The sequence below is a fragment of the Pseudaquabacterium inlustre genome, assembly GCF_038066595.1.
Classification (GTDB): domain Bacteria; phylum Pseudomonadota; class Gammaproteobacteria; order Burkholderiales; family Burkholderiaceae_C; genus Pseudaquabacterium; species Pseudaquabacterium inlustre.
Genome location: NZ_JBBUTH010000010.1, coordinates 519,514 through 544,685, shown reverse-complemented (window position 1 = coordinate 544,685; position 25,172 = coordinate 519,514). Strand labels below are relative to the sequence as shown.

The window sequence follows — 25,172 nt, the reverse complement described above, 5'->3', positions numbered from 1 at the left end:
GCCCGCTCAGGTGCAGAACGGCGTCAGGCCGATCACCGACATCACCCCCTGCACCAGCAGCTTCTCGAAGGCTTGCGCGCCCACGCCGCTGCCGTTGAACGAATGACCGTTGTGGCCCAGCGTGGTGACCCAGGACTTGCCACCGTCGTAGTACTGGCACCAGGCCACCGGGTGGAAGTCGGGGTGGCCCGGGTGCGGTGGCGCGTTGGCCGGGCTGAGTGACGTGGTGTCGACTTTGGCGAGGAACTTGACGTTCGTCGGAAAGGGCATCAGGTTGTACCACTCGTCCTGGTAAGCGAAGGTGCTGGGCACGCCCGCGGTGGACGGGTCGGCCGCGGTGATCACGACATTGCCGTTGCGGTTGGGCGAGTGGTTGTAGAAGTTGGCGTTGCCCAGCAGGCCCTCGTAGTAGGGCCAGTTGTACTCGGCGCCGAAGGCGTTGTGGATGCCCACGAAGCCGCCGCCGCGGCGCATGTAGTTGCGCAGCGCGGTGCGCGCCGCGTCGTTGCTGGTGGTGGCCGTGGCGTTGAACAGCGTGTCGCGGTTGCTGCTGGCGAAGATCACCGCCTTGTAGTTGTTGATGCGTCCGGCGAGTACGGTGACGTCCTCGGTCCAGTCGGCGGCGATGCCGGCAGCGGCCAGCATGCGCACCAGGCCGGCCTGCATCACGTTGTCGGCATTCATCGTGGGGTTCAGGCCGGCCGCCATCACCGTGCCCAGGTTGGCATGGCGCGGCCCGGCGGTGCGCGAGTAGATCAGCACCTTGTTCGGCAGCGTGTCGAACGCGTGCCAGTCGTTGAAGCACTCGGTGCTGAGGCCTCGGCACACGTTGTAGTAGGTGTCGATGTTCTTCGGGTTGATTTTCTTCACCGACCCGGACTGCGCGACGGCGCCGCCTGTGCTGCCGATGGCCAGGGTCAGCAGGCAGGCGCCGCGCGCCAGGGATGCACGTTTCATGGGAACTCCTCCAAGGGGATGGGTCGCCCTGTCCCCCGGCAGGGGATGTGCGGCACACCAGGGCGGGTGCCAGCTCAAAACTCGGCGACGTTCTGGAATCCTATTCCGAATGGAAATGTTTTCCAATCTGTTACCGACCCGGGCTTTCCCTGGGATGCACGGGGTGAAATCCGGCCTAAGCGGGTGGATCAGGCGCGCCTGCCCTGACTGGCGCGGCCCGCGCATCGCTTTCCTCGCCGTGCCCGCACGGAACGCTTTGCCGGGCGAGGTGACGGGTCAACCCCCTGGCAGCGCGCCAGGGGCCAGAGCGGCTGCGGTCACACCAGACGAATGGCCAGGGGCGGCCTGGCGGCCCGGTGGACGAACCCGCGCACGCGGGTCGAGGACGCTGGGGCCTCGATGACGGCGCCGCCGGTGGCCTCAAGCCCCCCGCAGCACACCACGCGCCACCAGCGCCGCCCGCTCTTCTGCGCTGAAGCCTGCCTGCTGCAGCACGGCATGGTTGTGCTGGCCCAGCGCGGGCGCATGGCCGGGTGCGCGCGGCGTCACGCCGGCCAGATGCACCGGGCTGGCCACGGCCAGGTCGGCGGCCTGGGCGGCGTCCGGCGTCACGCCGGCCCGTGGGCGCAGCAGGCCCGCGGCCCGGGCCTGGGCATCGTGCGGCAGATCGTCCAGCGTGCCGATCAGGCCGAAGGTGATGCCGGCGGCGTCCAGGCGCTGGCGCCACACCGCCAGCGCGTGGCAGGCGAAGGCGGCGTCGAACAGCGCCACCACCCGTTCGCAATCGGCCTCGCGCGTGGCCGGGTCGGTCAGCAGCGGGTTGTCGGCCCAGTCGTCCAGGCCCAGCGCCGTCAGCAGCGCGGGCAGCTGGCGCTGCTCGTTGAGGATCAGCAGTTGCAGCCAGCGGCCATCGGCGCAGCGGTACAGGTTGGTCAGCGGATTGCGGGCCTGGCTGCGCGGCGGCTTGGCCGCGTGGCGGCCACCCGCCAGATGGGTGGACAGCGGCACCGCGTTGGACCACAGCCCGTTGGCCATCAGCGAGGTGCCCACCAGACCGCCCCGGCCGGTCTGCAACCGGCGGTACAGGCCGGTGACGATGGCGGCGTACAGGGTCACTGCGGTGGGCTGGTCGCCCAGGCCGGCGCCCGGCTTGGGCGGTGGCGCATCGGCATCCGAGCGCAGGCCGTCCATCAGGCCGCTGCGGGCCCAGTAGGCGGTGATGTCGAAGCCGGTCTTGGCCGCCTCGGGCCCCACCTCGCCATAGGCGGTGAGCGAGGCGTAGATCAGCCGCGGGTTCAGCGCCAGCAGCGTGGGCGCGTCCAGCGCCAGGCGGCCGCGCACCGGCAACGGCAGGTTGGTGATGAACACGTCGGCCTGGCGCACCAGGCGGTGCAGCACGGCCTGGCCTTCGGGCGTCTTCAGGTCGATGCACAGGCTGCGCTTGTGGCGCGAGGTGAGCTCCCACGGCGCATTGCGCTCGGTGGCCGGGTAGCCGGGCAGCTTGTACAGCACCCGGTACGGATCGCCCTCGGGCGGCTCGATCTTGATGACGTCGGCACCCAGGTCGGCCAGCATCGTGGCCGCGGCCGGTGCGGCGATGTAGCTGGCCGCATCCAGCACGCGCAGGCCGGCAAACGGCAGCGCGGCCTCGGCGCCAGCCGGGTCGGCAGCGGCCTCAGGCATGGCGCTCCAGCCGCTCGACGGCTTGCTCGGCCAAGGCCAGCGACTGGAAGATGCTGGCCTTCAGCGCATCCAGGTCCACACCCGCCGTGCTCTTCTTGCCCTCGAGGTAGCGGGCGTAGACGCCGTGCACGATGCAGGCCGACTTCCAGCGGTTGAAGCCGACGTAGAAGTCCAGCCGGCTCAGGTCACGGCCGGTGCGTTGCGCATAACGGTCCGCCAGCGCGGCGCGCGGCGGAAAGCCGGGGCGGCTGGTGGGTGGCTCGCCGCGCACGCTGGGGGGATCGCCCGGCTCGGCCCACTGGTTCAGGGCGTAGGCCAGGTCGGCCAGCGGATCGCCGAGGGTGGAGATCTCCCAGTCCACCACCGCCGCCACGCGGCCGTCGGTGCCGATCAGCGTGTTGTGCAGGCCGTAGTCGCCGTGCACGATGCGCGCCGGGCCCTGCTCGGGCACATGGGTGCTGAGGTAGCGCAGCAGCGCATGGGCGCGTTCATCGTCCAGCTGCGCCGGCCCGATGCTGGCCTGCCAGCTGCGGTACCAGGTCTTGAGCTGGCGGCCGATGTAGTCGTCCTTCTTGCCCAGGCCGGACAGGCCCACCGCATCGGGATCCACCGCATGCAGGTCGGCCAGCACGTCGATGAAGCTCTCGCCCAGCACCGGGCGCAGCGGCAGCGGCAGGCGCTCGTCCACCTCGGCCGCGGTGTAGAACGGCAGGCCCGCCACGTGGCCCATCACGTAGAAGTGCGCGCCAGTGACCGACAGGTCTTCGCAGAAGCCCAGCGCCTGCGGCACGGGCACCGATGTGGCGCCCAGGGCCGAGATCAGCGCCCACTCACGCGCCATGTCATGCGCCTTGGGCAGCAGTTCACCCTGGGGCGGGCGGCGGATCACGGCGCGCTGGCCGCTGCCGTCGGTGAGCAGGTAGGTCAGGTTGCTGTGGCCGCCCTCCAGCCGGTGCCACTGCAGCGGCGGGCTCAACTGGGGCACATGGGCGCGCAGCCAGTCTTCCACGCGCGGCACGTCAAAGCCCGGCAAGGGGCCGCGCGCGGCCGCATCCGGCGTGCTGGGTGCACCAGGCTGGCGCCGCAAGTCCTCTTCCATGACGACCTCCTTGTGGACCCATTGTGTTGGCCACGGGCGCGCGCACGGTATCAACCTGGTGACTGACAGCGCGCCCGACACGGGGGCGCGCCCGCACGGCGGCGCCCCCTCAGTCCGGACGGGCTGGCGGGGTCGTGCCGGTCGACTTGGCCTGCGCGGCCTTCTTCCTGTCCTGGTCGTAGTGCCACTTGATGGCGAAGAACATGCCGATGCCCAGCACCAGGATCTTGAAGGTGAACAGGAAGACGGGGATCCAATCCATGGCGTTGACGGCGTCGGGCAGGTGGGCAGATGGGCAGGTGGACAAGCGGGCGCGGATGCGTGGAGATCGGTACGCCAGGGCCGCGATCATCGCCCAGACGCGGCTGATCGGTAAGATTCAGAATCCTGCAACAGCGACCGGATCAGATGGGCGACGCCAAGACCTTGCGCTACGAGCAGCTGGCGGCCGATGTGCGGCAGCTGATCGACGACGGTCTGCTGAAGGCGGGCGAGCGCCTGCCCTCGGTGCGCGAGACCTGCGCGCGTCGCGGCATCAGCCCGTCGACGGTGTTCCAGGCCTACGGCCTGCTGGAACTGCACGGTCTGGTGGAGGCGCGGGCGCGATCGGGCTACTACGTGCGGGCGCAGCGCCGGCCGGCGCGCGCACTGCCGGCACCGGCCGTGCCGAACCTCGAGGCCGCGGAGGTCTCCGTCAGCGAACTGGCGTTCGACCTGATCGAGTCGACCCGCGACCCGCAGGTGGTGCCGCTGGGTTCGGCCTTTCCGGGCGCGCACCTGTTCCCGTTCGAATCGCTCGCACGCAGCGGTGCCCGGGCCATGCGCCGGCTGAAGGCCGGCGCCGTCACCAGCGCGCTGACGGCGGGTGACGCCGGCCTGCGCGACGCGCTGCGCCGCCGCTATGCGCTGCAGGGCGTGGCGCTGGCGCCGGACGAGCTGGTGATCACCAACGGGGCCATGGAGGCGCTGAACCTGTGCCTTCAGGCCGTCACCGCGCCAGGCGATGTGGTGGTGGTGGAGTCGCCGACCTTCTACGCGGCGCTGCAGGTGCTGGAACGGCTGCGGCTGCGCGCGGTCGAGGTCGCCACCGACCCCAGGGAGGGCGTCGACCTGGCGGCGCTGGCCGAGTTGCTGGACCGCCAGCGGGTGGCGGCCTGCTGGTTCATGCCGACCTTCCAGAACCCGCTGGGTGCGCTGATGCCGGCCGCGCGCAAGCAGGCCCTGGTCGAGCTGCTGCAACACCATGGCGTGCCGCTGATCGAGGACGACGTCTACGGCGAGCTCTACGCCAGCGAGCGGCGGCCACCGCCCGCCAAGGCCTTCGACAGCCAGGGGCTGGTGCTGCATTGCGCCTCGTTCTCCAAGTGCCTGGCGCCCGGCTACCGAGTGGGCTGGGCCGCTGCCGGTCGCCACGCCCGCGCGGTGCAGCGGCTGAAGATGATGAGTTCGCTGGCCACGGCCCTTCCGCCGCAGCTGGCCATCGGCGACTACCTGGCCCAGGGCGGCTACGAGCGCCACCTGCGCCAGCTGCGCGGCGCACTGGCGGCCGCGCAGCAGCGCGCCTGGCGCCTGGTCGAACGCCACTTTCCGGCGGGCACGCGCGTCACGCGGCCGGCCGGCGGTTACTTCGTGTGGCTGCAGCTGCCGGCGCAGGTGGATGCGCTGGCCCTGCACCATCGCGCCATGGCGCTGGGCATCAGCACGGCACCGGGCGTGCTGTTCTCGGCCGACCGGCGCTTCGTCCACCACCTGCGCCTGAACGTGGGGCACCCGGGCGACGCGCGCGTCGAGGCTGCCTTGCGGCGGCTGGGTGAGCTGGCCACCGAGGCCGCGTCGCGCTGACATCGGCGGCGCCCTGCGGCCCGGCGCGAGGCGGGGCCGGCTCAGCCGGGCAGGAAGGTGGCCATCGTCTGCGCCCGCACGCCGGGCCGGTCAGCGCGCGCGTCGGCCTCGTCGCGGACGATGAAGCGGATGGGCACCGGATGGCCGGGGCGCCGGTCGGCCAGCTGGGCTGCCGTCATGCGCACCGACACCACCGCGATGGCCGTGCCCGCCGGCTCGACCCTCAGCGCACCGTTGGGCTGCACGGCCAGCGCCTCGCCGTCGGTGCCCTGGTGATCCACGACGGCCAGCACCTGCAGGCGCCGGGGCTGCATCGAGGCGTTCAGCACCTGGAGCCGGTAGAGGTTCTCCACCGCGCCGTCGGCCACGGGCCGGGCGATCACGCTGCGGTCGCGCATGGCGTTCAGGCGCAGCTCGGGGCGCTGCACCCAGCCCCAGACCAGCGCACCGGCCAGCAGCACCAGGCCGCCGGCGTACACCGCCACGCGGGGGCGCCACAGACTGGCCCGGCCGCCACCCGGCCCGGTGACGGCCAGGCCCGGCGCCTGCGCGCCGAAGCGCACCAGCCCGCGCGGCGCCCCCAGCTTGTCCATCACCTGGTCGCAGGCGTCGATGCACAGGCCGCAGCTGATGCAGGCTGCCTGCGCCCCCTGGCGGATGTCGATGCCCACCGGGCAGACCTGCACGCACAGCGTGCAGTCCACGCAGTCGCCCACGCCGCGCGCGCGGGCCTGGGCACGGGCGGCATCGCCCCGCGCGCGCGCCCCGCGCGGCTCGCCGCGCCCGGCGTCGTAGCCCACGATCAGGCTGTGCCGGTCGAGCATCGCGCCCTGGAAGCGGCCATACGGGCACGCGTGCTGGCACACCTTCTCGCGCAGCAGGCCGGCGTGCAGGTAGGTCGCGGCGCCGTAGAACAGGATCCAGAACGCCTCCCAGGGGCCGAAGGCCAGGCGGGGCGCCGCCAGCGCCAGGTCGCGCACCGGCGTGAACCAGCCGACCAGGCTGAAGCCGGTGACCAGGCTCAGCGCCAGCCAGGCGGCATGCTTGCCGCCGCGGCGCACCAGCTTGCGTGGCGACCAGGGCGCACCGTCCAGCCGCAGCCGGGCCAGGCGATCGCCCTCGGCGCGCTGCTCGATCCACATGAACATGGCGGTGTAGACCGTCTGCGGACAGGCGAAGCCGCACCACACGCGGCCGAACAGCGCCGTGGCCGCGAACAGCAGCAGGGCACTGAAGATCAGCAGCCCGGTGAGCAGGATCAGGTCCTGCGGAAACAGCACCGCACCGAAGACATGGAAGCGGCGGCCGTCGAGGTCGAACCAGACCGCCTGCCGCCCCTGCCACTGCAGCCACGGCAGGCCGTAGAAGAGCAGCTGCGTCGCCCACACCAGCGCCCAGCGCCAGCGCGTGAACCGACCGGAAACCGCGCGCGGCTGGATGCGCACGACGGGCTCGATGCCCGGCGCCACCGCCGGCACCGTGATGGGAATGATGCGCTGAACCTGGGACATCCTGAAACCTTCGCGCCAGGTCTGCACGTTCGCCTGGCTCGGTGCGAATCGTGATCCGGACGCATCTGATGTCAAAGACTCAGCAAAGTTGTATTTCGACCGTATCAGATGGCACGCGGCGCGATCTGATCCGCACCACAAGCGCCTGGTCTGATCCTCTGCATGCGGGTGCGGGCCAGGGACAATCCAGCCCCGCCAACCGACCGGAACCCCTGAATGGCGACAGCGCCTCCCCCACCCCACCCCGCCCGCCCTGCGGGCACGGCCACCACGGCACAGAACCTGCGCGGCATCGCCTGGATGGTCGCGGCGATGGCGGCCTTCGCCATCGAGGACGCGCTGGTCAAGCGGGTGGCGCGCGAGCTGCCGATCGCCCAGGTGCTGATGCTCTTCGGCGCCGGCGGCGCCGCGATCTTCGGTGTCGTGGGCTGGCGCCACCGCACGCCCCTGTTCCAGGCCGCCGTGCTGTCGCGCGCGATGCAGGTGCGCGCGGTGTTCGAGCTCACTGGCCGCTTGTTCTACGTGCTGGCGATCGCGCTGACCCCGCTGTCATCGGCCACCGCCATTCTTCAGGCCACGCCCGTGCTGGTGGTGCTGGGCGGCTGGATCTGGTTCCACGAGGTCGTCGGCTGGCGCCGCTGGTGCGCCGTGATCGTCGGCCTGGGTGGCGTGCTGATCGTGCTGCGGCCGGCCTCGGACGACTTCAGCTGGCTGTCGCTGCTGACCGTGATCGGGCTGATCGGCTTTGCCGGTCGCGACCTCGCCAGCCGGGCGGTGCCCCGGCAACTGGCCACGCATCACCTGGGGTTCTACGGCTTTCTCACGGTCATGGTCGCCGGCGGCCTGTATGCGCTGGTGGAGCGCCGCCCCTTCGCCATGCCGGGTGGCTCGGTGCAGCCGCTGCTGGCCGCAGCCTGCATGGTCGGCGTGCTCGCCTATGCCGCGCTGATGAAGGCCATGCGCACCGGCGACATCGCCACGGTCACGCCGTTTCGCTACACGCGGCTGCTGTTCGGCGTCGGCCTGGGCGTCGTGCTGTTCGACGAGGTGGTCAGCGCCTGCATGGCGCTGGGCGGCGCGGTGATCCTGGCCGCCGGCTGGCTGATCGCCTGGGACGGCATGCGTCGCCAGCCGCGCGCGCGGGGCGACACCGAAGCGCTGCCGGAACGCCCGGCTCAATGACGGGCCTGGTGGCCCGGCGGCGGCGCGTTCACCCGCGCCAGCACGGCCGGCGCGATCAGCCGGTGCATCGGCGCCACCGGCAGCATGTACAGCCGGCCCAGCAGGTTGTGCAGGTGCACCACGGTGGTCAGCACGATGCGGGCGGGCTGCGTGGCGTCGGCGGGCAGGCGGCGCACCGACAGCACCACGTGCAGGTGCTTGTCGTCGTCTTCCACCAGCACCTCGTCATCGCTGCGGCTGCGCAGCGTGAAGATGCCCACGCGGTCGCCCGGGTGCTGCGACAGGGGCTGCTGGCCGTGGGTGGGGCGCAGGCCCAGATCACCCAGGTTCTTGAGGCCGAAGCACACCACCACGCGGTTGCGCAGGCGCATGGCCACGTCCACCCAGCGCGGCGTGGCGGCCAGCGTGGTCATCAGGTGTTCGATCGCGGTGCGCTCGGGGTGGTCCACGGCCACCTGCCAGGCGTCGTGAAAGAAGGCGCCGGGCAGCAGGCGGGCGATGGCGCTGTCGGCCGGCACGGCGCAGGCTTGCACAGGGGTGGGGGTCATGCGGTCTCCTGGGCCAACAGGGCGTTGGCGTGGCGGGTGTCGACCTCGGCGCCCAGCTGGCGCAGCAGGTGCATCAGGCCCAGCCAGGCGCGGTCCCACGACATCATCTCGGCCGTCATGCCTTGCAGATGGCGCACCAGGGCCGCCTGGCGCGGGGCGTCCACGCGGGGCGGCAATGACTTGCCGGCGAAGTCGAACCGGGCCGCGGTGAAGGGCTCGGTGGCCCAGTCGAGCACGCTGGCCACGGCGGGCAGCAGCTCGCGCTCGAAGACGTCCAGGCCGAGCGACGGCGAGGTGAGGCCCAGCGCCTGGTAGCTGCCGTGCAGCGCCGCGGCATCGGCGCGCGGGCGGGCGGTCCATTGCGTCCACAGCCGGGCCAGGCCGTGGGTGAACGGGCGGCCCAGCACTTGGGTGCAGCCGAAGTCCAGCAGGCCCACGCGGCCGTCGGGCAGGAACAGCACATTGCCCGGATGCAGGTCGGCATGGGTGCGGCGCAGTTGCAGCGCGGCGTGCAGCAGGCCATCGAACAGCGCCTGGCCCTGGCGGTTGCGCACATCGGCCGGCGGCTGCTGCGCGCACCAGGCCTGCACATGGTGGCCATGCAGCAGCGCCTGCGTGAGCACGGTGCGGCGCGAATGGCTGGCGATGACCTCGGGCACCACGATGTCGGCATGCAGCGGGTGCGCGGCAAACCAGCGCTGGGCCTCGGCCTCGTGCTCGTAGTCCACTTCTTCGAGCAGCTGGCGGCGGATCTCGCCCAGGATGCGATCCACCACCGTGCTATCAGGCAAGGTGAGCAGGCGATGACCCACGGTGTTGAGCGTTCCGCGCAGCAGCGTCAGATCGGTTTCCAGCGTGTCGGCAATGCCGGGGTATTGCACCTTGACGGCCACGGCGCGGCCGTCGGGCAGCACGGCGCGGTGCACCTGGCCCAGGCTGGCGGCGGCAAAAGCGGTGGGCTCGAAGTGGCTGAACAGCGCCTCGGGCTCGCAGCCGAAGGCCTGGCGAAACACCTTGCCCACCAGCGCGCGGTTCAGCGCCGGGGCCTGGTGCGTGGAACGGGCCAGCTCGGCGCGCACGCCGGCGGGCAGGAAATCGGCGTCCATGCTGAGCACCTGCGCGGCCTTCAACGCGGTGCCGCGCAGCTGGCCCATGGCGCCCATCAGGATGCGGCCGATCTCGGCCTCGTGCGCCTGGCGGGCAGCCGTGGCGGCGGGGGAGCCGGCCTGCGCGTCGTCGCCGCGCAGGCGGTGGCGCAGCGTGGCCATGCCCACACGGGTGGACGCCAGGCCGGCGATGGCTGTGCGCGCCAGCTTGCCGGTGCGTGGGGGGCGGGCCGGGGTGGTCATGCGGGCTTGCGGGTTGGGGTGGTCCGGGCGGTCTTGCTGGCAGTGCGGCGCCGGGCGGGCTTGGCGGGCTTGGGTTTGGCGCCCGCCGGCTCAGCCGCGTCTGGCGCTGCAGCGGGCTCGGGCGCGGGCGCCGCCGGGCCGGCATCGGCACGCGCCTGCATCACGCGGGCCATCTGGCTGCGCACGAAGAACAGTGCCAGCTGCACCAGCCGGTCGGGCAGGCCCGACTTCAGCGCGGCCACCAGGATGCCCAGCGTCTGGTCGACGAAGCGCGGCGTGTCGGCGGCGCCGGGCGAGCGGTCGTGCAGCCACCAGCCCACCACGCCCACCGCATAGTCGCCATACAGGCCGCTGAGCAGCTGCAGAAAGTCGCTGGGCGCGATCTCGCCCGTGGCCACGGCGTGCTGCAGATCGGCCAGCACCTGGTCACGCAGCGTCTGCTTGGCCTGCAATTGGTCGCCCAGCAGCAGCAGCGGCGCGCGGGCCAGCAGCGCGCGGGCCTGCAGCACGAAAGCACGCTCGGGCTCCAGCCGCTCCAGGATGGCGTCGGTCAGGCGCTGCAGGCGGTCTTGCAGCGCGTAGTCGGCAAAGCCGGGCGTGGCGCGGGTGGCCTTCACGGCATCGGCGGCCACCAGGTCGAAGTAGCCCAGCACCAGCCGCTCCTTGCTGGGGAAGTACTTGTAGATGGTGGCGTCGCCCACGCTGGCGGCCCAGGCGATGTCCTTCATCGTCACGGCGTCAAAGCCGCGCTCGCTCATCAGCGCCACGGCCGTGCGCACGATGCGCGCGCGGGTCTCGTCTTGCTGGGCCTTGCTGGTCTTCATGCCATCCCTGCGCAGTCAATGTGAATTGACTACACGTTACGACTGCAATTCGCAGCCGTCAAGGATAGTTTGAATTGTTTGCAGGGGCGACGCCGGGCGCACCGCGGCATCGCCCATACTGCGTCGATGACTGTCACCGTGACCGAACTTCCCCGCGTCGGCGTGGGCATCCTCGTCATCCGCCAGGGCCAGGTGCTGCTGGGCAGGCGCCGGGGCGCGCATGGCGCTGGCACCTGGTCGGCGCCCGGCGGCCGGCTGGAATTCGGTGAGGAGTTGCTGAACTGCGCCCGGCGCGAACTGGCCGAGGAGACCGGGCTCGATCTGGGCCCCGGCGCCCGCACCGGCCCGGTGACCAGCAACGTGTTCGCCGACGTGGGCCAGCACTACGTGACCGTGATCGTGCTGGCGCCGCACACACAAGGCGAGCCGCGCACGATGGAGCCCGACAAATGCGACGGCTGGCAGTGGTTCAGCTGGCAGGCGCTGCCGGCGCCGCTGTTCGCGCCGCTGCAGTCGCTGGTCGATCAGGGCTTCGCGCTGCCAACGTGAGGCGGCGCGGCCGCAGTCGCCACCCACGCCGGCCGTGGCGTGGCGACGACTGGGCGGTGTGGGTCAGTCGTAGGCGATCGACTGCACGCTCTGGCGCAGCTGGCGCGCCAGCGCGGGATTGGTGTAGTCGTACTGCGCCGCCACCGACAGCAGGTGCTGGCGTGCGCGCGCGGCGCCCAGCGCCGTCAGGCCCCGCCACAGCAGGCCGCCCCAGCGGGCGAAGGAGGAGACCACGGCGGCCAGGGGCCCGTGTTGGGCGGCGCCGCGGGGATAGGTACCACTGGTCAGGGATGCAGACATGGCTTTCTCCGTCGTGAGGAGCACGGTGGCTGCGGGATCGCCGCCTTCAACCGTGTTGCACCGCAGCATAGGGTAAACCCTTTGACTTTGCTCAATCGACAGAAAGCCCTTTCAGCGCCCTGGGACATCCTGCACGGATTCAGCCCCCGCGCCGGCCGACCGTGGCCGCGCCTGCGGCGCACGCCAGCCCGTCAGGCGGCCACCGGCGTATCCAGCACCGCTTTCAGGTTCAGCTGCACGTTGTTCTTGGTGGCGTCCACGAAGGGGCAGATGCCCTTGGCGCGCTGCAGCAGGTCGTCGGCGTCGAACTGGCTCAGGGCGCCGGCCATGTGCACGGTGAGCGTCAGCGCCATGCGGTAGGCGTCGTCCAGCGTGGTGAACATCGACAGCTCGGCCTCCACATAGCAGCCCTTCAGGCCGCTGTGCTGCTTGCGCGCGATGTGGCGGATGCTCTGTTCGAAGCAGGCAGCGAAGGCGCCAGCCAGCAGCTGCTCGGGGTTGGGACCGTCGCCCTTGCCGCCCAGTTCGGTGGGCACGGCCAGCTTGAGCTTGAAGCGGCCGTCCTCGCTCTGGATGCTGCCGCTGCGGCCGCCCTGGGTGAGCATGTGGGCTTTGTAGACGAGGTCCATGGGGTGCTCCGGATGGCGAAGGGGGATGGGGCGTCAGCGCGTGGTCTTGAGCAGCATGGCGCGCTCGGACGGGCTGTAGTGGTTGAAGTGGCCGGCACGGTCGGCCGCGCGCCGGTTGGACATGCGGATGGCCTCGATCTTGCCGGCCGGGGCCAGGCGCGAGATCTGGCGCTGCAGTTGCGCGCTGCCGCACTGCGGGCAGGTGGGCGTGTCGCTGCTGCGCACCAGGGCTTCGAAGTCGGCGCCGCAGGCGTCGCAGTGGTAGTCGTGGATGGGCATGGCGGGCTCCGGGAGGTTGAATCGATGCGCGGCGCGGCTCAGTGACTGGGGCTGGGGCTGGGACAGGGCTTGGCGCCGGGCGCGGCGGCGCAGCCTTCCAGGGCCCCCGCAAGGGCCGGGCCAGCCGTGGCCGGATCGGCCGGCGACAGGCCCACGAAGGCCGCCACCTCGGCGAGATCAAAGCCCACCAGGCGCGCGCCGTCGGGGCGCTGCATCAGCGGGCGGCGGATCAGCAGCGGCTCGGCCAGCAGCAGGGCCAGCGCGGCCTCGGCGTCCAGCGCCTCGGGCACGACCTCACCGCGCTTCACGCGCGGCGCGGCGCGGTTGAACCACTGCGCCACCGGCAGCGGCGCCAGAAAGGGCAGCAGGCTGTCGCGCGTCCACGGCGCGGTGAGCAGGTTGCGCCGCTGCAGCGTGTGGCCAGCCGCCTCCAGCAGGGCGCGCTGGCGGGCGTTGCCGCCGCAGCCGGGCTTCTCGTAGAACACGATGTCGGTCATGCCTTCCCCTGGGTGGCCGCGCGCAGCAGGCGCAGGCAGTCCAGGCTGGCGGCCATGTCCAGCGCGCTGAAGTCGTCCTGCGTGGTGCGCAGCGGGTCGGCGCCCAGGCTCAGCAGCACCGCCACGATGGCCGGCTTGCTGCTGCTGGCGGCGTACATCAGGCAGGTGGCGCCGGTGAGGTTGGCGTGGTCGATGTCCAGGCCGGCGGCCACCAGCTGTTCCACCAGGGCCGGATCATTGGCCACGCAGGCCAGCCACAGCGCGGTGTTGCCGTCGTGGTTGGCGGCATGGCGGTCCACGCCGCTGGCCAGCAGCGCGGCCACGATGGCCGCCTCGCCACGCCAGGCGGCCTGCATCAGCGGCGTGTTGCCGTGCGGGCCGCGCTGGTGGGCATCGGCAAAGCCGTGGGCCTGCAGCCAGGCTGGCAGATTGGTGGCCGTGGGGGTGGAGAGGTCGAGGGTGTCGGTCATCGGAAGTCCTCGGGGCCCAGCACCGGCCGGGCCGGCTGGCCCGGCTGGCCTTCGCCATTGACATGGAGGTGGGCATAGGGCGGATCGGTGGCGATGCGCGCATCGGCCACCGGCAGGCCCAGCGTGAAGTGGTACAGGCTTTGCAGCCGCGTGTCGCCGTCGGCCAGGCCCAGCAGCTGGTGCACGGCGTCGTCGAAGTAGCAGCCGATGCCGGTGCCGCGCAGGCCCAGGGCTTCAGCCTGCAGGTACAGCACCTGGCCCAACAGGCCGGCTTCGCGCAGCAGCTGGCGATAGGCATCGGGACGTTCGGTCAGCGGGGCGTCGAAGGCGCCGAGCATGGCCACCGCCACGGCCGCGTCGGAGCCCAGGGCCTGGTGACAGTTCAGCGTGCGCAGCGTGCCGGCCAGCGCCGGGTTTTCCACCAGCTGCCACAGCCGGGCGGGCGGGCCGCCGGGTGAGGCGATCAAGTCCACCGGCCGCCAGTCCAGCGTGGCCGGCAGCACCGCGCGCAGCAGCGCCTCGCCGGCGGCCGAGCGCGGCAGCACATAGGCGCCGGGCGCCAGGCCATCGACGCGGTGGGCAAAGAACACCGGGTGCACCTGCGGCGCGGCGTGGCCCAGCACGTCCCACGGCAGGCCGGAGCGCTGCGGGTCGGTGTGCAGTGCCTGCGCGATGGCGGCCAGAGCCGAGGCGCCGATGCGCGCCTGGCGGTCGAAGCGCTGGGCGCTGCGGCGCTGGCGGATCAGCTGCTGCGCGCTGGGGCCGCTGATGTCGTCGGCGATGGGCAGCGCGGCGTGGATCGCCGCGGACACTGGCGCCGACATGGCCGCGGCCATTGGCGCGAGCGGTGCGCCCGCCTCCGCCACTGGCCGTGTGGCCTGGGCCACGGTGTCGATCACCGGCCAGCGGTACATCGGATGGCGGTCGAGCCGGTTGGCGTGGCCTTGCCAGGCGGAAAGTGGCACGCACGGCCCGGCAGGCTCACCCAGCGCGGCCGCATCGACCGGGCCAATGGCCAGCAACAGCTCGGGCTCCTCGGCCTCGGCCGAGCCGAAATCGACCGCGCGGTCGGTGCCCAGCCAGGCGGCCAGCTGCGCATGGCCCAGGCCCGGCACCACGCGGGCCTGCCAGCCCAGCAGTGCGGCGGCATAGCGCACGGCGCCCAGCGCATGGCCGGCATCGAGCTGGCAGTAGCGGAACGCGCGCTCGCCGTACTTCCAGGCCTCGCGCCAGTGGATGCTGGTGAGGCCCAGCCACAGCCCGGGCGGCTGGGCGGCATCGGCCGGCCAGGCGGCGCGCTGCTCCAGCCCATGCTCGCACGGCGTGTAATGCCACAGGCCATCGCCCAGGCCGGCCACGCCACGCGCCAGCACATAGGCCTCGGTGGGGTGCAGGTTGCCGCTGCTGGGATTGCAGCGCACGGCCCAGCGGTCGGGGCCCAGGGTCTTCCACGCCGCCAGGCCGAAGGCCAGGGCCAGCAAGGCCGACAGGCTGTTCACGTGCAACGGCTGCGCCGGCACGGCGCCGGGGCGGTGCAAGCCGGGCCAGCGCGCCGGCAGCGCATCGTCGGCCAGCAGCGGCAGGGCCTGCCAGGGCGCGCCGGCCCAGCGCCGCCAGGGGTCGGGCTGGGCATCCCAGTCCAGCGTGTCGGGGCCGGCGGCATAGCGGTTCAGCGCATGCTTGCTGCGCTGGTGGTAGGCGCGCACCGGGTCGGCCAGCTCAGACATGGGCCACCTCGGTCAGCGCCAGCAGGGCCGTGGTCTGGCGCGTGATGGCCTCGCGCACGGCCGGCTCCAGCCGCTGCACCCAACGCCGTGGCAGCGCAGCCGCGCCGCAGCGCGCGCCGGCCAGCATGCCCACCAGCGCGCCGGTGGTGTCGGCATCGTCGCCCTGGTTCACGGTGGCCACCACGGCGGCCTCCATGTCGGCGTGCCGGGTGAAGAAGTGCAGCACGGTCTGCACCGTGTCCACCACGAAGCCGCTGGCGCGGCCGCGGTAGGGCGTGTAGCGGAAGGCCGGCTGCGCGGCCACCAGCGCGTCGATCTGCACCTGCGCCGCGGCGGCATCGGCGCCCAGGATCAGCGCGCGCACCAGGCCGCCCAGGCCCAGCACCGCGGCGTCCGACAGCGGGTTGTGGTGCGTGACATGGGCCTGCACCAGCGACACGCGGGCCATCGCGGCCTCGTCGTGCAGCGTGGCCAGCACGGCGGGCAGGTTGCGCATCAGCGCGCCGTTGCCGGCGTCGCCATCGTTCACCGGGCCGGCCACCGTGCCGTCGTGGATGAAGCGCAGGATGCCGCGGCGGCAGGTGTTGCCGCAGTCCACCGGCTTGCCGCGCCACCACGCCACGAAGGCCTGCGCAATCAGCTGCGCATCGTGCGGCCGGCCGCTGGCGGCGCCGTCGATCAGCGCGTCGCCCAGGGCCAGGCTCATCGTGGTGTCGTCGGTCACCTTGCCCGGCGCCAGCTTGAGCCAGCCGCCGCCGGTGATGTCGCGGTGCACGCCGTGGCGCAGCGCAATCTCGCGCGGCGTCATGAACTCCACCGTGGCGCCCAGCGCATCGCCGATGGCCAGGCCCAGGTAGGCGCCGAGCGCGCGGTCGAGCAAAGCCGGATCGTTGAGGTCATAGCGCATAGCGCGCCTCCACGACATGGTCACCGCCGATGGCGATGACCTCGGCCTCGCCCTGCAGCAGGCTGGCCTTGACCAGGCCCGGCACGAACAGCAGCTTGGCCAGCGGCACCTGGGTCTCGAACACCCAGTCGCCAAAGCATTCGGCCTCCTCGCGCGAGCGGGCGAAGGACACCAGGTTGTTCAGCCGCACCACGCAATGCCGCTCACGCAGCGTGCCACGCACCAGCTGCTCTTCCACACGCGTGCTGCCGCGCCACAGGCGCACATGCGGGCCCACGGCCTCGGGCAGCAGCGCAAAGCGCGCCAGCATCCACTGGCAGAACTCGTACAGCAGGTCCAGCTGCTGCCAGATGCTGTTGTTGTGCCAGCGGCTGGCGGCCTTCTCTTCGAGGTAGCCGATCCAGGCCGGCGACGGAAAGCGCTGCAGCGGCGCCTTGTGGAAGCTGGGCACCAGGCCGAAGCGGCTTTCCACCCAGCCCTTGAGCACCGCACCGGCGGCGCCATTGGCGTCCATGCCCCAGCCCTGCAGCAGCTTCAGGTAGCTGACCTTCCAGCGCCGGCGCTCGGCCACGCAGCCCTCGGCGGGTTGCAGGCCAAAGGCCAGGCTCATGTAGTGGCCGAACATCTCGCGCGCCTCGGCCGCATCGCCGGCCCGATCGAGCAGGCTGAAGAGCCCGCCATGCGACGCCCGCGCCCCGGCGATGGACAAGCGCACCGGGTGCGCCTGGAACGCCACGCCACCCAGCACCGGCGCCGGCACGCCCACCAGGTTGGTGGTGTACCAGCGGTGCGGTTGGTCGTGGTCATCGCGCATGGCGCGGCCGGTCAGGCCGTGACGTCAGACAGGCCTGTTCTCATAGATGTTGCGCACGGGGCCCATGATCTTCACGCCCTCCTCGTAGCTGAGCTTCGGGAAGCTCTGCGAGAAGGCCAGCGCCTTGTCGGCCACGGCGTCGGTCTTGCCGGCGGTGTCCAGCTTCTTCAGGTCGTTCTTCTCGATGTACAGCAGCTGCAGCAGCTCGTTGTAGACCGTGCTCTCGTCGATGGGCAGCACGTAGAAGGTGGCGCCGCCGTAGTCGACCTCGTACTTCTTGCTGATGTCGATGTTGTCTACGAACAGGAAGTACTTGCCCTTGGGGCTGAGCGCATCGCCCATCACCTCGGCCAGCAGCGCGATCGACTCGAAGCTCAGCAGAAAGCCGGCCATGAAGGCCAGGTACGGCTCGCCCTGGTGGGCCACGGCGATCACCTGGTCCGAGCTGAGCTCGGGCGGGCGCGCCTCGTCGGCCATCTTGGCCTGGAACTTCAGCGCGATGTCGCCGCGGAAGCCGAAGCGCCCCGGCTTGTGCGTGGGGGCCTTGAGCACGCTGTTGAGCAGGCGGCCTTCCGCCTCGAGGCGGCCCAACACGGTGTCCTGGATGGTGAGGCTCATGATCGATCAGTCCTGGTGGGGGGGGTGGGGAAAGGTTTTGCTTCGGTGTTGCGGATGAAGTCGGCCACCTTCCAGAAGGCCGCATCCAGCTCGGCGCGCAGGCCGGGCTCGACACCGATCTCGTCCATGGCCTGGCGCATGCAGGCCATCCAGGCATCGCGCGCGCTGGCGTCGATGTCGAAGGGCTGGTGGCGCCGGCGCAGCATGGGCGCGCCGCGCTCGGGGGTGTACTGGCGCGGGCCGCCCATCCATTCAGACAGGTAGCTCACGAGCACGCGGCGCGTGGCCGACAGGTCGGGCTCGTGCATGGCGCGGATGACCGCGGCATCAGCCCGCGTGTCCATCGCGCGGTAGAAGGCATCGACCAGCTGCACCACGGCCTCGTGGCCGCCAAGCCGCACATAGTGGGCGTTGGGTGCGGGGGCCGCAGCAACCGTGGTGGGGGTGGGCATCGGCATGGTCATGCCCCACACCAGCAACAGTCGTACCACCCTGATTTGTCGGCTTTCGAACAATTTCCGACGCGCCCTGCCACAGCCAAGAAAGTGCCTGTTTTCCCCATGGAATCAAGCACTTGAGCCCCATCAAGCAGGCTGGCACGGCGGTTGCGAAGAGGTCGGTGCGCGGACCCTCTGGCTGACCCCAAGGACGCTTCGAAGAAGACCCATACCGGCACCGAAGGCGGCAAGGATTTCGTGACGCGTGACCCCTCCCGCAGCGGGTCCGTGGTTTGTGAATCGTGTCTCGTCAACAACCCCGCTTCAACGTTCGACAACTGGAGAACTGAAATGTCCAAGCTTCGTCAAATCGCCTTCTACGGCAAGGGTGGCATCGGCAAGTCCACCACCTCGCAGAACACCCTGGCCGCGTTGGCCGAAATGGGTCAGAAGATCCTGATCGTCGGCTGCGACCCCAAGGCCGACTCCACCCGCCTGATCCTGCACGCCAAGGCCCAGGACACCATCCTGTCGCTGGCCGCTGAAGCCGGTTCGGTGGAGGACCTCGAGATCGAGGACGTGATGAAGATCGGCTACCGCGACATCCGTTGCGTGGAGTCGGGCGGCCCCGAGCCGGGCGTGGGCTGCGCCGGCCGCGGCGTGATCACCTCGATCAACTTCCTGGAAGAGAACGGCGCCTACGACGGCGTGGACTACGTCAGCTACGACGTGCTGGGTGACGTGGTGTGCGGCGGCTTCGCCATGCCCATCCGCGAGAACAAGGCCCAGGAAATCTACATCGTGATGTCGGGCGAGATGATGGCCATGTACGCGGCCAACAACATCTCCAAGGGCATTCTGAAGTACGCCAACTCGGGCGGCGTGCGCCTGGGCGGCCTGGTGTGCAACGAGCGCCAGACCGACAAGGAACTGGAACTGGCCGAGTCGCTGGCCGGCAAGCTGGGCAGCAAGCTGATCCACTTCGTGCCGCGCGACAACATCGTGCAGCACGCCGAACTGCGCCGCATGACGGTGATCGAGTACGCACCGGACAGCAAGCAGGCTGCCGAGTACCGCACCCTGGCCCAGAAGGTGCACAACAACGCCGGCAACGGCACCATCCCCACCCCCATCACGATGGACGAGCTGGAAGACCTGCTGATGGAGCACGGGATCATGAAGGCCATCGACGAGAGCCAGGTCGGCATCACGGCGGCTGCCGCAGCCTGACCCATCGCTTGAGCGACGCCGCCGATCGGCGGCATCCGGCCGGGCTGCGCGGCGGCCCGGCCTGCATCGAATCCCCCGCTGACGGAGAGCATCACCATGAGCATGACGGTTGAAGAGCGCAAGGCCGCGAACAAGGCCTTGATCGACGAGGTTCTGAAGGCCTATCCCGAGAAGATGGCCAAGCGCCGCGCCAAGCACCTGGGCCAGTACGAAGAAGGCAAGCCCGACTGCGGCGTCAAGAGCAACATCAAGTCGCTGCCCGGGGTGATGACCATCCGCGGCTGCGCGTACGCCGGCTCCAAGGGCGTGGTGTGGGGTCCGATCAAGGACATGATCCACATCTCGCACGGCCCGGTGGGCTGCGGCCAGTACAGCTGGGCCGCCCGCCGCAACTACTACATCGGCACCACCGGCATCGACACCTTCGTGACGATGCAGTTCACCAGCGATTTCCAGGAAAAGGACATCGTGTTCGGTGGCGACAAGAAGCTCGACAAGATCATCGACGAGATCCAGGAGCTGTTCCCCCTCAACAAGGGCATCTCGATCCAGAGCGAGTGCCCGATCGGTCTGATCGGCGACGACATCGAGGCGGTGTCGAAGAAGAAGACCAAGGAATACGACGGCCACACCATCGTGCCGGTGCGCTGCGAGGGTTTCCGCGGCGTGAGCCAGTCGCTGGGTCACCACATCGCCAACGACGCGATCCGTGACTGGGTGTTCGACAAGACCGACCCCAACAAGCGTCCCGAGTTCGTCTCCACCCCGTACGACGTGGCCATCATCGGCGACTACAACATCGGTGGCGATGCGTGGAGCAGCCGCATCCTGCTGGAGGAGATGGGCCTGCGCGTCATCGCCCAGTGGTCGGGCGACGGCACCATCGCCGAGCTGGAGAACACCCCCAAGGCCAAGCTCAACGTGCTGCACTGCTACCGCTCGATGAACTACATCAGCCGGCACATGGAAGAGAAGTACGGCGTGCCCTGGGTCGAGTACAACTTCTTCGGCCCGACGATGATCGAGAAGAGCCTGCGCGAGATCGCCAGCCACTTCGACGACACCATCAAGGCCAAGGCCGAGGAAGTCATCGCCAAGTACAAGCCGCTCACGCAGGCCGTGATCGACAAGTACAAGCCGCGCCTGCAAGGCAAGAAGGTCATGCTGTACGTCGGCGGCCTGCGTCCGCGCCACGTGATCGGCGCGTACGAAGACCTGGGCATGGAAGTGGTGGGCACCGGCTACGAGTTCGGCCACAACGACGACTACCAGCGCACGACCCATTACGTGAAGGACGCGACGCTGATCTATGACGACGTGACCGGCTACGAGTTCGAGAAGCTGGTCGACGCCGTGCAGCCTGACCTGGTCGGCTCGGGCATCAAGGAGAAGTACGTCTTCCAGAAGATGGGCGTGCCCTTCCGCCAGATGCACAGCTGGGACTACTCGGGTCCGTACCACGGCTACGACGGCTTCGCCATCTTCGCCCGTGACATGGACATGGCGATCTCCAGCCCGATCTGGGGCCTGGCGAAGAACGCCCCGTGGAAGAAGTGACCCCCTGAACGGAGAAACACCATGCCTCAATCAGCCGACAAGATCCTCGACCACGAACTGCTGTTCCGTGAGCCCGAGTACCAGAAGCTCTTCGCCGACAAGAAGGGTGAGTTCGAGTTCAACCACGCCGACGGCAAGATCGCCGAGATCCGCGACTGGACCAAGTCGAAGGAATACAAGGAGAAGAACTTCGCCCGCGACAGCCTGGTGGTGAATCCCGCCAAGGCCTGCCAGCCGCTGGGTGCGGTGTACGTGGCCAACGGCTTCGCCAAGACCATGAGCTTCGTGCACGGCAGCCAGGGCTGCGTGGCGTACTACCGCTCGCACTTCAGCCGCCACTTCAAGGAGCCCACCAGCTGCGTCAGCTCGTCGATGACGGAAGACGCAGCCGTGTTCGGCGGCCTGAACAACATGATCGACGGCCTGGCCAACACCTACAGCCTGTACAAGCCCGACATGATCGCGGTGAGCACGACCTGCATGGCCGAGGTGATCGGCGATGACCTGGACGCGTTCATCAAGAACAGCAAGCAGAAGGGCTCGATCCCCGCCGAGTTCGACGTGCCTTTCGCGCACACGCCGGCCTTCGTGGGCAGCCACGTGACCGGCTACGACAACGCGCTGCTGGGGGTGCTCAAGCACTTCTGGGACGGCAAGGCCGGCACGGCCCCCGCGCTCGAGCGCCAGCCCAACGACAGCATCAACTTCATCGGTGGCTTCGACGGCTTCGTCGTGGGCAACATGAAGGAGATCCGCCGCATCTTCGACCTGTTCGGCGCCGACTACACCATCATCTGCGACCCCAGCGAGGTGTGGAACACGCCCACCGACGGTGAGTTCCGCATGTACGAGGGCGGCACGACCAAGGCGCAGGTGGAAGCCGCGCTGAACGCCAAGGCCACCATCGTCTTCCAGGAGTACTGCTGCGAGAAGACGACCAAGTACATCGCCGAGAAGGGCCAGGAAGTCGTGGTGCTGAACGCCCCGGTGGGCGTGGCCGGCACCGACGAGTTCATCATGGCCATCAGCCGCCTGACCGGCAAGCCGGTGCCCGCGCAGCTGGAGAAGGAGCGCGGCCAGCTGGTGGACGCCATGGCCGACAGCCAGGCCCACCTGCACGGCAAGAAGTACGCGCTGTACGGCGACCCGGACCAGATGATCGGCTATGCCCAGTTCCTGCTGGAACTGGGTGCCGAGCCGACCCACGTGCTGGCCACCAACGGCACCGACGACTGGGCCGCCAAGCTGCAGAAGGTGTTCGACGCCAGCCCCTTCGGCAAGGACTGCAAGGCCTACCCGAAGCGCGACCTGTGGCACATGCGCAGCCTGCTGCACACCGAGCCGGTGGACTTCCTGATCGGCAACACCTACGGCAAGTACCTGGAGCGCGACACCGGCGTGCCGCTGATCCGCCTGGTGTTCCCGATCTTCGACCGCCACCACTACCACCGCTACCCCACCTGGGGCTATGAAGGTGGCCTGCGGCTGCTGACGATGTTCCTGGACGAGTTCTTCGAGACGCTGGACGCGAACACCATCGTCCCCAGCAAGACCGACTACTCGTACGACATCATCAGGTGAGCCAAACAGGGCCAGCCCGCCCGGGCTGGCCCGGTTGGCGAGCCATCATTTCCAAGATCACCGGAGATTCCCCCATGACCGAAGCCGTGTTCGTCAAGGAAACGCTGGATGGCCGGCAGGTCGAGGTGATCGACGGCTGGGTGTGCCTGGCCGGTGTGCCCGAGACGCGCGAACTGGTGGTGCTCGACGAGCACCCCAACCGCGCCAACATCCTGAAGGTGCACCCCAAGGCCACACACATGGCCGGGCGCATCGCACTGACGCTGGCCGAGGCCTCCACCGCCCAGGGCGCGCTGCGCCGCATGCAGGACCGCTTCGACGGCAGCGCGCACGCGGTGGCCGAGCGCATGCGCCACGCGGTGTGGCAGAAGGTGTTCGCCGAAGGCGCCGAATGATCTACGTGCTGGAGCTGCCCGAGGGCGCCGACCCGCGCGCCTGGTTCGCCTTCGACGCCGAGGACCTGCAGCGCAAGATGGACGCCCAGGGCGGCGTGCCCGACTGCGAGCTGCGGCTGTGGCAGGACGAGATGAGCGCCATCCTGGCCTTCGAGAACGATGCCGAGCCGGCCTGGCAGGGCGTGGGCTGGAAGGCGCGCCTGGCACTGCGCGACCAGCTCGTCGCCACCGACGCGCTGTCGGATTCCTGAGCGCCGGCGCGCGGCCTCAGCAGCGGCCCGAGCGGCGGCTGCGCGGGTTGAGCTTGTCGAGCTCGGCAATCTGCTGCTTGAGCAGCGACTGCAGCGCGCGGGCATGCTCCACCGGCAGGCGCAGCCAGCTGCCCGGGTTGGGATCGTCGTTGTCGTCGCGCGGGTTGCGCGGCAGCACCAGCGCATCGAGCTTGATCTCGAACACGCCCTTGTCATGGCGCAGGGCCTTCAGGCGCTGCACTTCGATGTCGTAGGTCTTCATGGACCTGATTGTCGGGCCTGGGCCGTCAGCCGCCCACCGCCTCGAACCGCGCGGTCAGCCCCCGCAGCACCTGCACCTGCCGCCGCCCCCAGGCCTTCAAGGCCCCACGCAAGGCCTCACGCACCGGTGCTGGCGTGCCCGGATGCAGGGCCAGCGCCATGGCCTCGGCGGTGGAGCCGGCATGGGCATCGTCGAAGCGATGGCCGCCCGCCTCGGGCACGAAGGCCTCGGCCACGGCGCGAAACGACCAGGCGCCGCGCATGGCTGGGTGGTACACGTGGGCGCGCATCAGCGGGTACAGATCCACGATGCGCGCCTGCAGCGCCAGCAGGGCCGGGGCCAGGTCGTCGAACTGCGCCGCCAGCTCGGCCAGGCGGTTGCGCTCGAAGCCGGCGTTGTAGGCGAACACCGGGCCGGTCTCGCCCGGCACGCTGGCGGCCACCGCCAGCAGCGAGGCGGCCCAGGCGCGGCGCGGGTCGGCGCCGGGGCTGGCCAGATGGTCATGCCATTGCAGCTGGCCGGGTGCGGTCTCTTCGGCCAGCGTCCACTGGAACGGCAGCGCCTGGTAGGGCCGCGTGCCGGCCCACACCGGCACGGCATAGCCCAGCGTGTCGATGCGCAGCCAGCGTCGCGGCCAGGGCATGGCGCGCAGCCGCGCGCCCAGCGCCGGCTCGATCACCGGTGCACCCTGCAGCACGGCCTGCCAGGCGCGGTGCTGGCGCGGCTCGGGCAGCAGCGCCCGCGCCTGTTCGGCGTCCAGGTCGCCCAGCCGCTCGATGCCCTGCGCCTGCAGCCGTGCAGCGGTCTCGCGGCCCAGCACGGCCACGGCGTCCACCGGCAGCGGCTCGGGCTCCGGCGGGGCCGCGTCGCAGCGGCCACGCCAGGGGCAGGCTTGCGGCCCACCGCAGTGCGCACCGGGTGCGGCGGCGGGCTGCGGGCCACGCGCGCACTGGCGCATGGCCACCAACCAGCTGGCCACCGCGCGGCTGCCCAGGCGGGGCAGCAGGTCGCTGTCGCGGTACAGGCCCGCGTACAGGCCGTGGCCGGGATAGACGAAGTCGGTGTCCACCAGCCGCAACGCCACGCCCTGCAGGCGCAGGCCGTTGCGCGCGGCCACATGCGCCCACAGCGCGGCCGCGTCCACATCGGCCTCGCTGCCGGCCGTGGCATGGCGCAGGCGCAGCACGCGCAGGCCGCCCGCGCCGCGGTCGCCCGGCGCCAGCAGATCCACGCGCACACGCACGCCGTCGTCGCTGGCCAGGCAGGCCCCCACGATGGCGCCGGCCTCGTCCGCCAGCACGCCGGCATCCAGCGCTGCTGCGGTGGCGCGCACGGCCTGGGCCCAGCCCGCCTCGTCCAGCGGGTCGGCGGGTGCCGCGATCTCCACCCCCATCGGGTGGTTGGCACGCAGGGCCTGGCCCACGGCGGCGCCCACAGGCCCCTCGGCAGCGCCCAGCGGGTGGGGCTGGCCATCGTCGGCCATCGGGCCATCGGCCGCGGCACCCTGGGCCCGGCGCTGCCACCAGAAGCGGCGCGCGCACTGGCGCCAGCGCAGCAGGTCGTCGGTGTCCAGCCAGTCGGCCTGGGCGAACGGGGGATCGGCGGCGGTGACGGTGGACGCGTGCATGCCGCACGGGCTAGCAAAGCCCGTGCACGCGGCTGGTCCGCTCAGCG

At 70.7% G+C, this 25,172-nt stretch carries 28 protein-coding genes; 8 read left to right on the top strand and 20 right to left on the bottom strand.

The genetic code is table 11. The features are described from left to right. Nucleotides 1–6 precede the first annotated feature (6 nt). From AACH10_RS22610 to AACH10_RS22595, 4 genes are all read right to left on the bottom strand, one after another. Nucleotides 7–957, bottom strand: coding sequence for a ThuA domain-containing protein (locus AACH10_RS22610; protein ID WP_341412796.1), 951 nt, complete (start codon nt 955–957; stop codon nt 7–9). 420 nt (nt 958–1,377) lie between these two features. Next, entirely contained in the window at nt 1,378–2,640 is a 1,263-nt protein-coding gene (locus tag AACH10_RS22605) for a CaiB/BaiF CoA transferase family protein (RefSeq protein ID WP_341412795.1), read from the bottom strand. Further along, complete coding sequence (locus tag AACH10_RS22600) at nt 2,633–3,739, bottom strand: phosphotransferase family protein (RefSeq protein WP_341412793.1); 1,107 nt, start codon at nt 3,737–3,739, stop codon at nt 2,633–2,635. The genes AACH10_RS22605 and AACH10_RS22600 overlap by 8 nt, the downstream gene beginning before the upstream one ends. Nucleotides 3,740–3,848: 109 nt before the next feature. Next, entirely contained in the window at nt 3,849–4,001 is a 153-nt protein-coding gene (locus AACH10_RS22595; RefSeq protein ID WP_341412856.1) for a hypothetical protein, read from the bottom strand. Between the two features lie 146 nt (nt 4,002–4,147). On the opposite strand from AACH10_RS22595, the gene AACH10_RS22590 reads away from it, so the two are divergent. Continuing rightward, the gene (locus tag AACH10_RS22590; RefSeq protein WP_341412792.1) at nt 4,148–5,581 is read left to right on the top strand and encodes an aminotransferase-like domain-containing protein; all 1,434 of its coding nucleotides are present in this window, start codon (nt 4,148–4,150) and stop codon (nt 5,579–5,581) included. 41 nt (nt 5,582–5,622) lie between these two features. Here the strand turns inward: AACH10_RS22590 and ccoG are convergent, their stop codons facing one another. Continuing rightward, on the bottom strand, nt 5,623–7,092 hold the full coding sequence (gene ccoG / locus AACH10_RS22585) for a cytochrome c oxidase accessory protein CcoG (protein WP_341412791.1): 1,470 nt from the start codon (nt 7,090–7,092) through the stop codon (nt 5,623–5,625). A 216-nt stretch (nt 7,093–7,308) separates the two neighbouring features. Here ccoG and AACH10_RS22580 point away from each other — a divergent pair, with 216 nt between their 5' ends. Beyond that, on the top strand, nt 7,309–8,274 hold the full coding sequence (locus tag AACH10_RS22580; protein WP_341412790.1) for a DMT family transporter: 966 nt from the start codon (nt 7,309–7,311) through the stop codon (nt 8,272–8,274). On the opposite strand, the gene AACH10_RS22575 is transcribed toward AACH10_RS22580, so the two are convergent. From AACH10_RS22575 to AACH10_RS22565, 3 genes are read right to left on the bottom strand one after another with little or no spacing between them, the layout of a single operon-like run. Further along, entirely contained in the window at nt 8,268–8,822 is a 555-nt protein-coding gene (locus AACH10_RS22575; RefSeq protein ID WP_341412789.1) for a DUF2867 domain-containing protein, read from the bottom strand. The genes AACH10_RS22580 and AACH10_RS22575 overlap by 7 nt on opposite strands. Next, the gene (locus AACH10_RS22570) at nt 8,819–10,171 is read right to left on the bottom strand and encodes an ABC1 kinase family protein (RefSeq protein WP_341412788.1); all 1,353 of its coding nucleotides are present in this window, start codon (nt 10,169–10,171) and stop codon (nt 8,819–8,821) included. Before AACH10_RS22570 ends, AACH10_RS22575 begins: the two co-directional genes overlap by 4 nt. Beyond that, nucleotides 10,168–10,995, bottom strand: a complete 828-nt coding sequence (locus AACH10_RS22565; RefSeq protein WP_341412787.1) for a TetR/AcrR family transcriptional regulator — start codon at nt 10,993–10,995, stop codon at nt 10,168–10,170. The genes AACH10_RS22570 and AACH10_RS22565 overlap by 4 nt, the downstream gene beginning before the upstream one ends. A gap of 138 nt (nt 10,996–11,133) precedes the next feature. On the opposite strand from AACH10_RS22565, the gene AACH10_RS22560 reads away from it, so the two are divergent. Further along, a complete protein-coding gene (locus AACH10_RS22560) occupies nt 11,134–11,544 on the top strand; it encodes a nucleotide triphosphate diphosphatase NUDT15 (RefSeq protein WP_341412786.1) in 411 nt (136 codons plus the stop codon). 63 nt (nt 11,545–11,607) lie between these two features. Here AACH10_RS22560 and AACH10_RS22555 read toward each other — a convergent pair whose 3' ends face one another. The 10 genes from AACH10_RS22555 to AACH10_RS22510 form a co-directional block, all read right to left on the bottom strand. Beyond that, complete coding sequence (locus AACH10_RS22555) at nt 11,608–11,844, bottom strand: hypothetical protein (RefSeq protein ID WP_341412785.1); 237 nt, start codon at nt 11,842–11,844, stop codon at nt 11,608–11,610. A 191-nt stretch (nt 11,845–12,035) separates the two neighbouring features. Next, nucleotides 12,036–12,473 (bottom strand): Ohr family peroxiredoxin, encoded by a 438-nt coding sequence (locus tag AACH10_RS22550; protein WP_341412784.1) that lies wholly within the window; start codon nt 12,471–12,473, stop codon nt 12,036–12,038. A gap of 33 nt (nt 12,474–12,506) precedes the next feature. After that, a complete protein-coding gene (locus tag AACH10_RS22545; protein WP_341412783.1) occupies nt 12,507–12,752 on the bottom strand; it encodes an FmdB family zinc ribbon protein in 246 nt (81 codons plus the stop codon). A 38-nt stretch (nt 12,753–12,790) separates the two neighbouring features. After that, entirely contained in the window at nt 12,791–13,249 is a 459-nt protein-coding gene (locus AACH10_RS22540) for an ArsC/Spx/MgsR family protein (protein ID WP_341412782.1), read from the bottom strand. Next, a complete protein-coding gene (locus tag AACH10_RS22535) occupies nt 13,246–13,719 on the bottom strand; it encodes an ankyrin repeat domain-containing protein (protein ID WP_341412781.1) in 474 nt (157 codons plus the stop codon). The genes AACH10_RS22540 and AACH10_RS22535 overlap by 4 nt, the downstream gene beginning before the upstream one ends. After that, nucleotides 13,716–15,446, bottom strand: a complete 1,731-nt coding sequence (locus AACH10_RS22530; protein ID WP_341412780.1) for a nitroreductase family protein — start codon at nt 15,444–15,446, stop codon at nt 13,716–13,718. The genes AACH10_RS22535 and AACH10_RS22530 overlap by 4 nt, the downstream gene beginning before the upstream one ends. Continuing rightward, nucleotides 15,439–16,353 carry an ADP-ribosyl-[dinitrogen reductase] hydrolase gene (gene draG, locus AACH10_RS22525; RefSeq protein ID WP_341412779.1) on the bottom strand — a complete coding sequence of 305 codons (915 nt, stop codon included), beginning with the start codon at nt 16,351–16,353 and terminating at the stop codon, nt 15,439–15,441. The genes AACH10_RS22530 and draG overlap by 8 nt, the downstream gene beginning before the upstream one ends. After that, nucleotides 16,343–17,167 (bottom strand): NAD(+)--dinitrogen-reductase ADP-D-ribosyltransferase, encoded by an 825-nt coding sequence (locus tag AACH10_RS22520; protein ID WP_341412778.1) that lies wholly within the window; start codon nt 17,165–17,167, stop codon nt 16,343–16,345. Before AACH10_RS22520 ends, draG begins: the two co-directional genes overlap by 11 nt. A gap of 24 nt (nt 17,168–17,191) precedes the next feature. Then, the gene (locus AACH10_RS22515) at nt 17,192–17,785 is read right to left on the bottom strand and encodes a hypothetical protein (RefSeq protein WP_341412777.1); all 594 of its coding nucleotides are present in this window, start codon (nt 17,783–17,785) and stop codon (nt 17,192–17,194) included. Further along, nucleotides 17,782–18,237 carry a group II truncated hemoglobin gene (locus tag AACH10_RS22510; protein WP_341412776.1) on the bottom strand — a complete coding sequence of 152 codons (456 nt, stop codon included), beginning with the start codon at nt 18,235–18,237 and terminating at the stop codon, nt 17,782–17,784. Before AACH10_RS22510 ends, AACH10_RS22515 begins: the two co-directional genes overlap by 4 nt. 336 nt (nt 18,238–18,573) lie before the next feature. On the opposite strand from AACH10_RS22510, the gene nifH reads away from it, so the two are divergent. The 5 genes from nifH to AACH10_RS22485 all read left to right on the top strand — a co-directional run bounded on the left by nifH (nt 18,574) and on the right by AACH10_RS22485 (nt 23,236). Next, nucleotides 18,574–19,452, top strand: coding sequence for a nitrogenase iron protein (nifH, locus tag AACH10_RS22505; RefSeq protein ID WP_341412775.1), 879 nt, complete (start codon nt 18,574–18,576; stop codon nt 19,450–19,452). 96 nt (nt 19,453–19,548) lie between these two features. Beyond that, nucleotides 19,549–21,009 carry a nitrogenase molybdenum-iron protein alpha chain gene (nifD, locus tag AACH10_RS22500; RefSeq protein WP_341412774.1) on the top strand — a complete coding sequence of 487 codons (1,461 nt, stop codon included), beginning with the start codon at nt 19,549–19,551 and terminating at the stop codon, nt 21,007–21,009. Between the two features lie 21 nt (nt 21,010–21,030). Further along, nucleotides 21,031–22,590, top strand: coding sequence for a nitrogenase molybdenum-iron protein subunit beta (gene nifK / locus AACH10_RS22495; protein WP_341412773.1), 1,560 nt, complete (start codon nt 21,031–21,033; stop codon nt 22,588–22,590). A gap of 74 nt (nt 22,591–22,664) precedes the next feature. Next, a complete protein-coding gene (locus tag AACH10_RS22490) occupies nt 22,665–22,985 on the top strand; it encodes a hypothetical protein (protein WP_341412772.1) in 321 nt (106 codons plus the stop codon). After that, nucleotides 22,982–23,236 carry a hypothetical protein gene (locus AACH10_RS22485; RefSeq protein WP_341412771.1) on the top strand — a complete coding sequence of 85 codons (255 nt, stop codon included), beginning with the start codon at nt 22,982–22,984 and terminating at the stop codon, nt 23,234–23,236. Before AACH10_RS22490 ends, AACH10_RS22485 begins: the two co-directional genes overlap by 4 nt. 16 nt (nt 23,237–23,252) lie before the next feature. On the opposite strand, the gene AACH10_RS22480 is transcribed toward AACH10_RS22485, so the two are convergent. Both AACH10_RS22480 and AACH10_RS22475 read right to left on the bottom strand, forming a co-directional pair. Continuing rightward, entirely contained in the window at nt 23,253–23,498 is a 246-nt protein-coding gene (locus AACH10_RS22480; protein WP_341412770.1) for a hypothetical protein, read from the bottom strand. 25 nt (nt 23,499–23,523) lie between these two features. Further along, a complete protein-coding gene (locus AACH10_RS22475; protein ID WP_341412769.1) occupies nt 23,524–25,125 on the bottom strand; it encodes a DUF2779 domain-containing protein in 1,602 nt (533 codons plus the stop codon). Nucleotides 25,126–25,172: the final 47 nt, after the last annotated feature.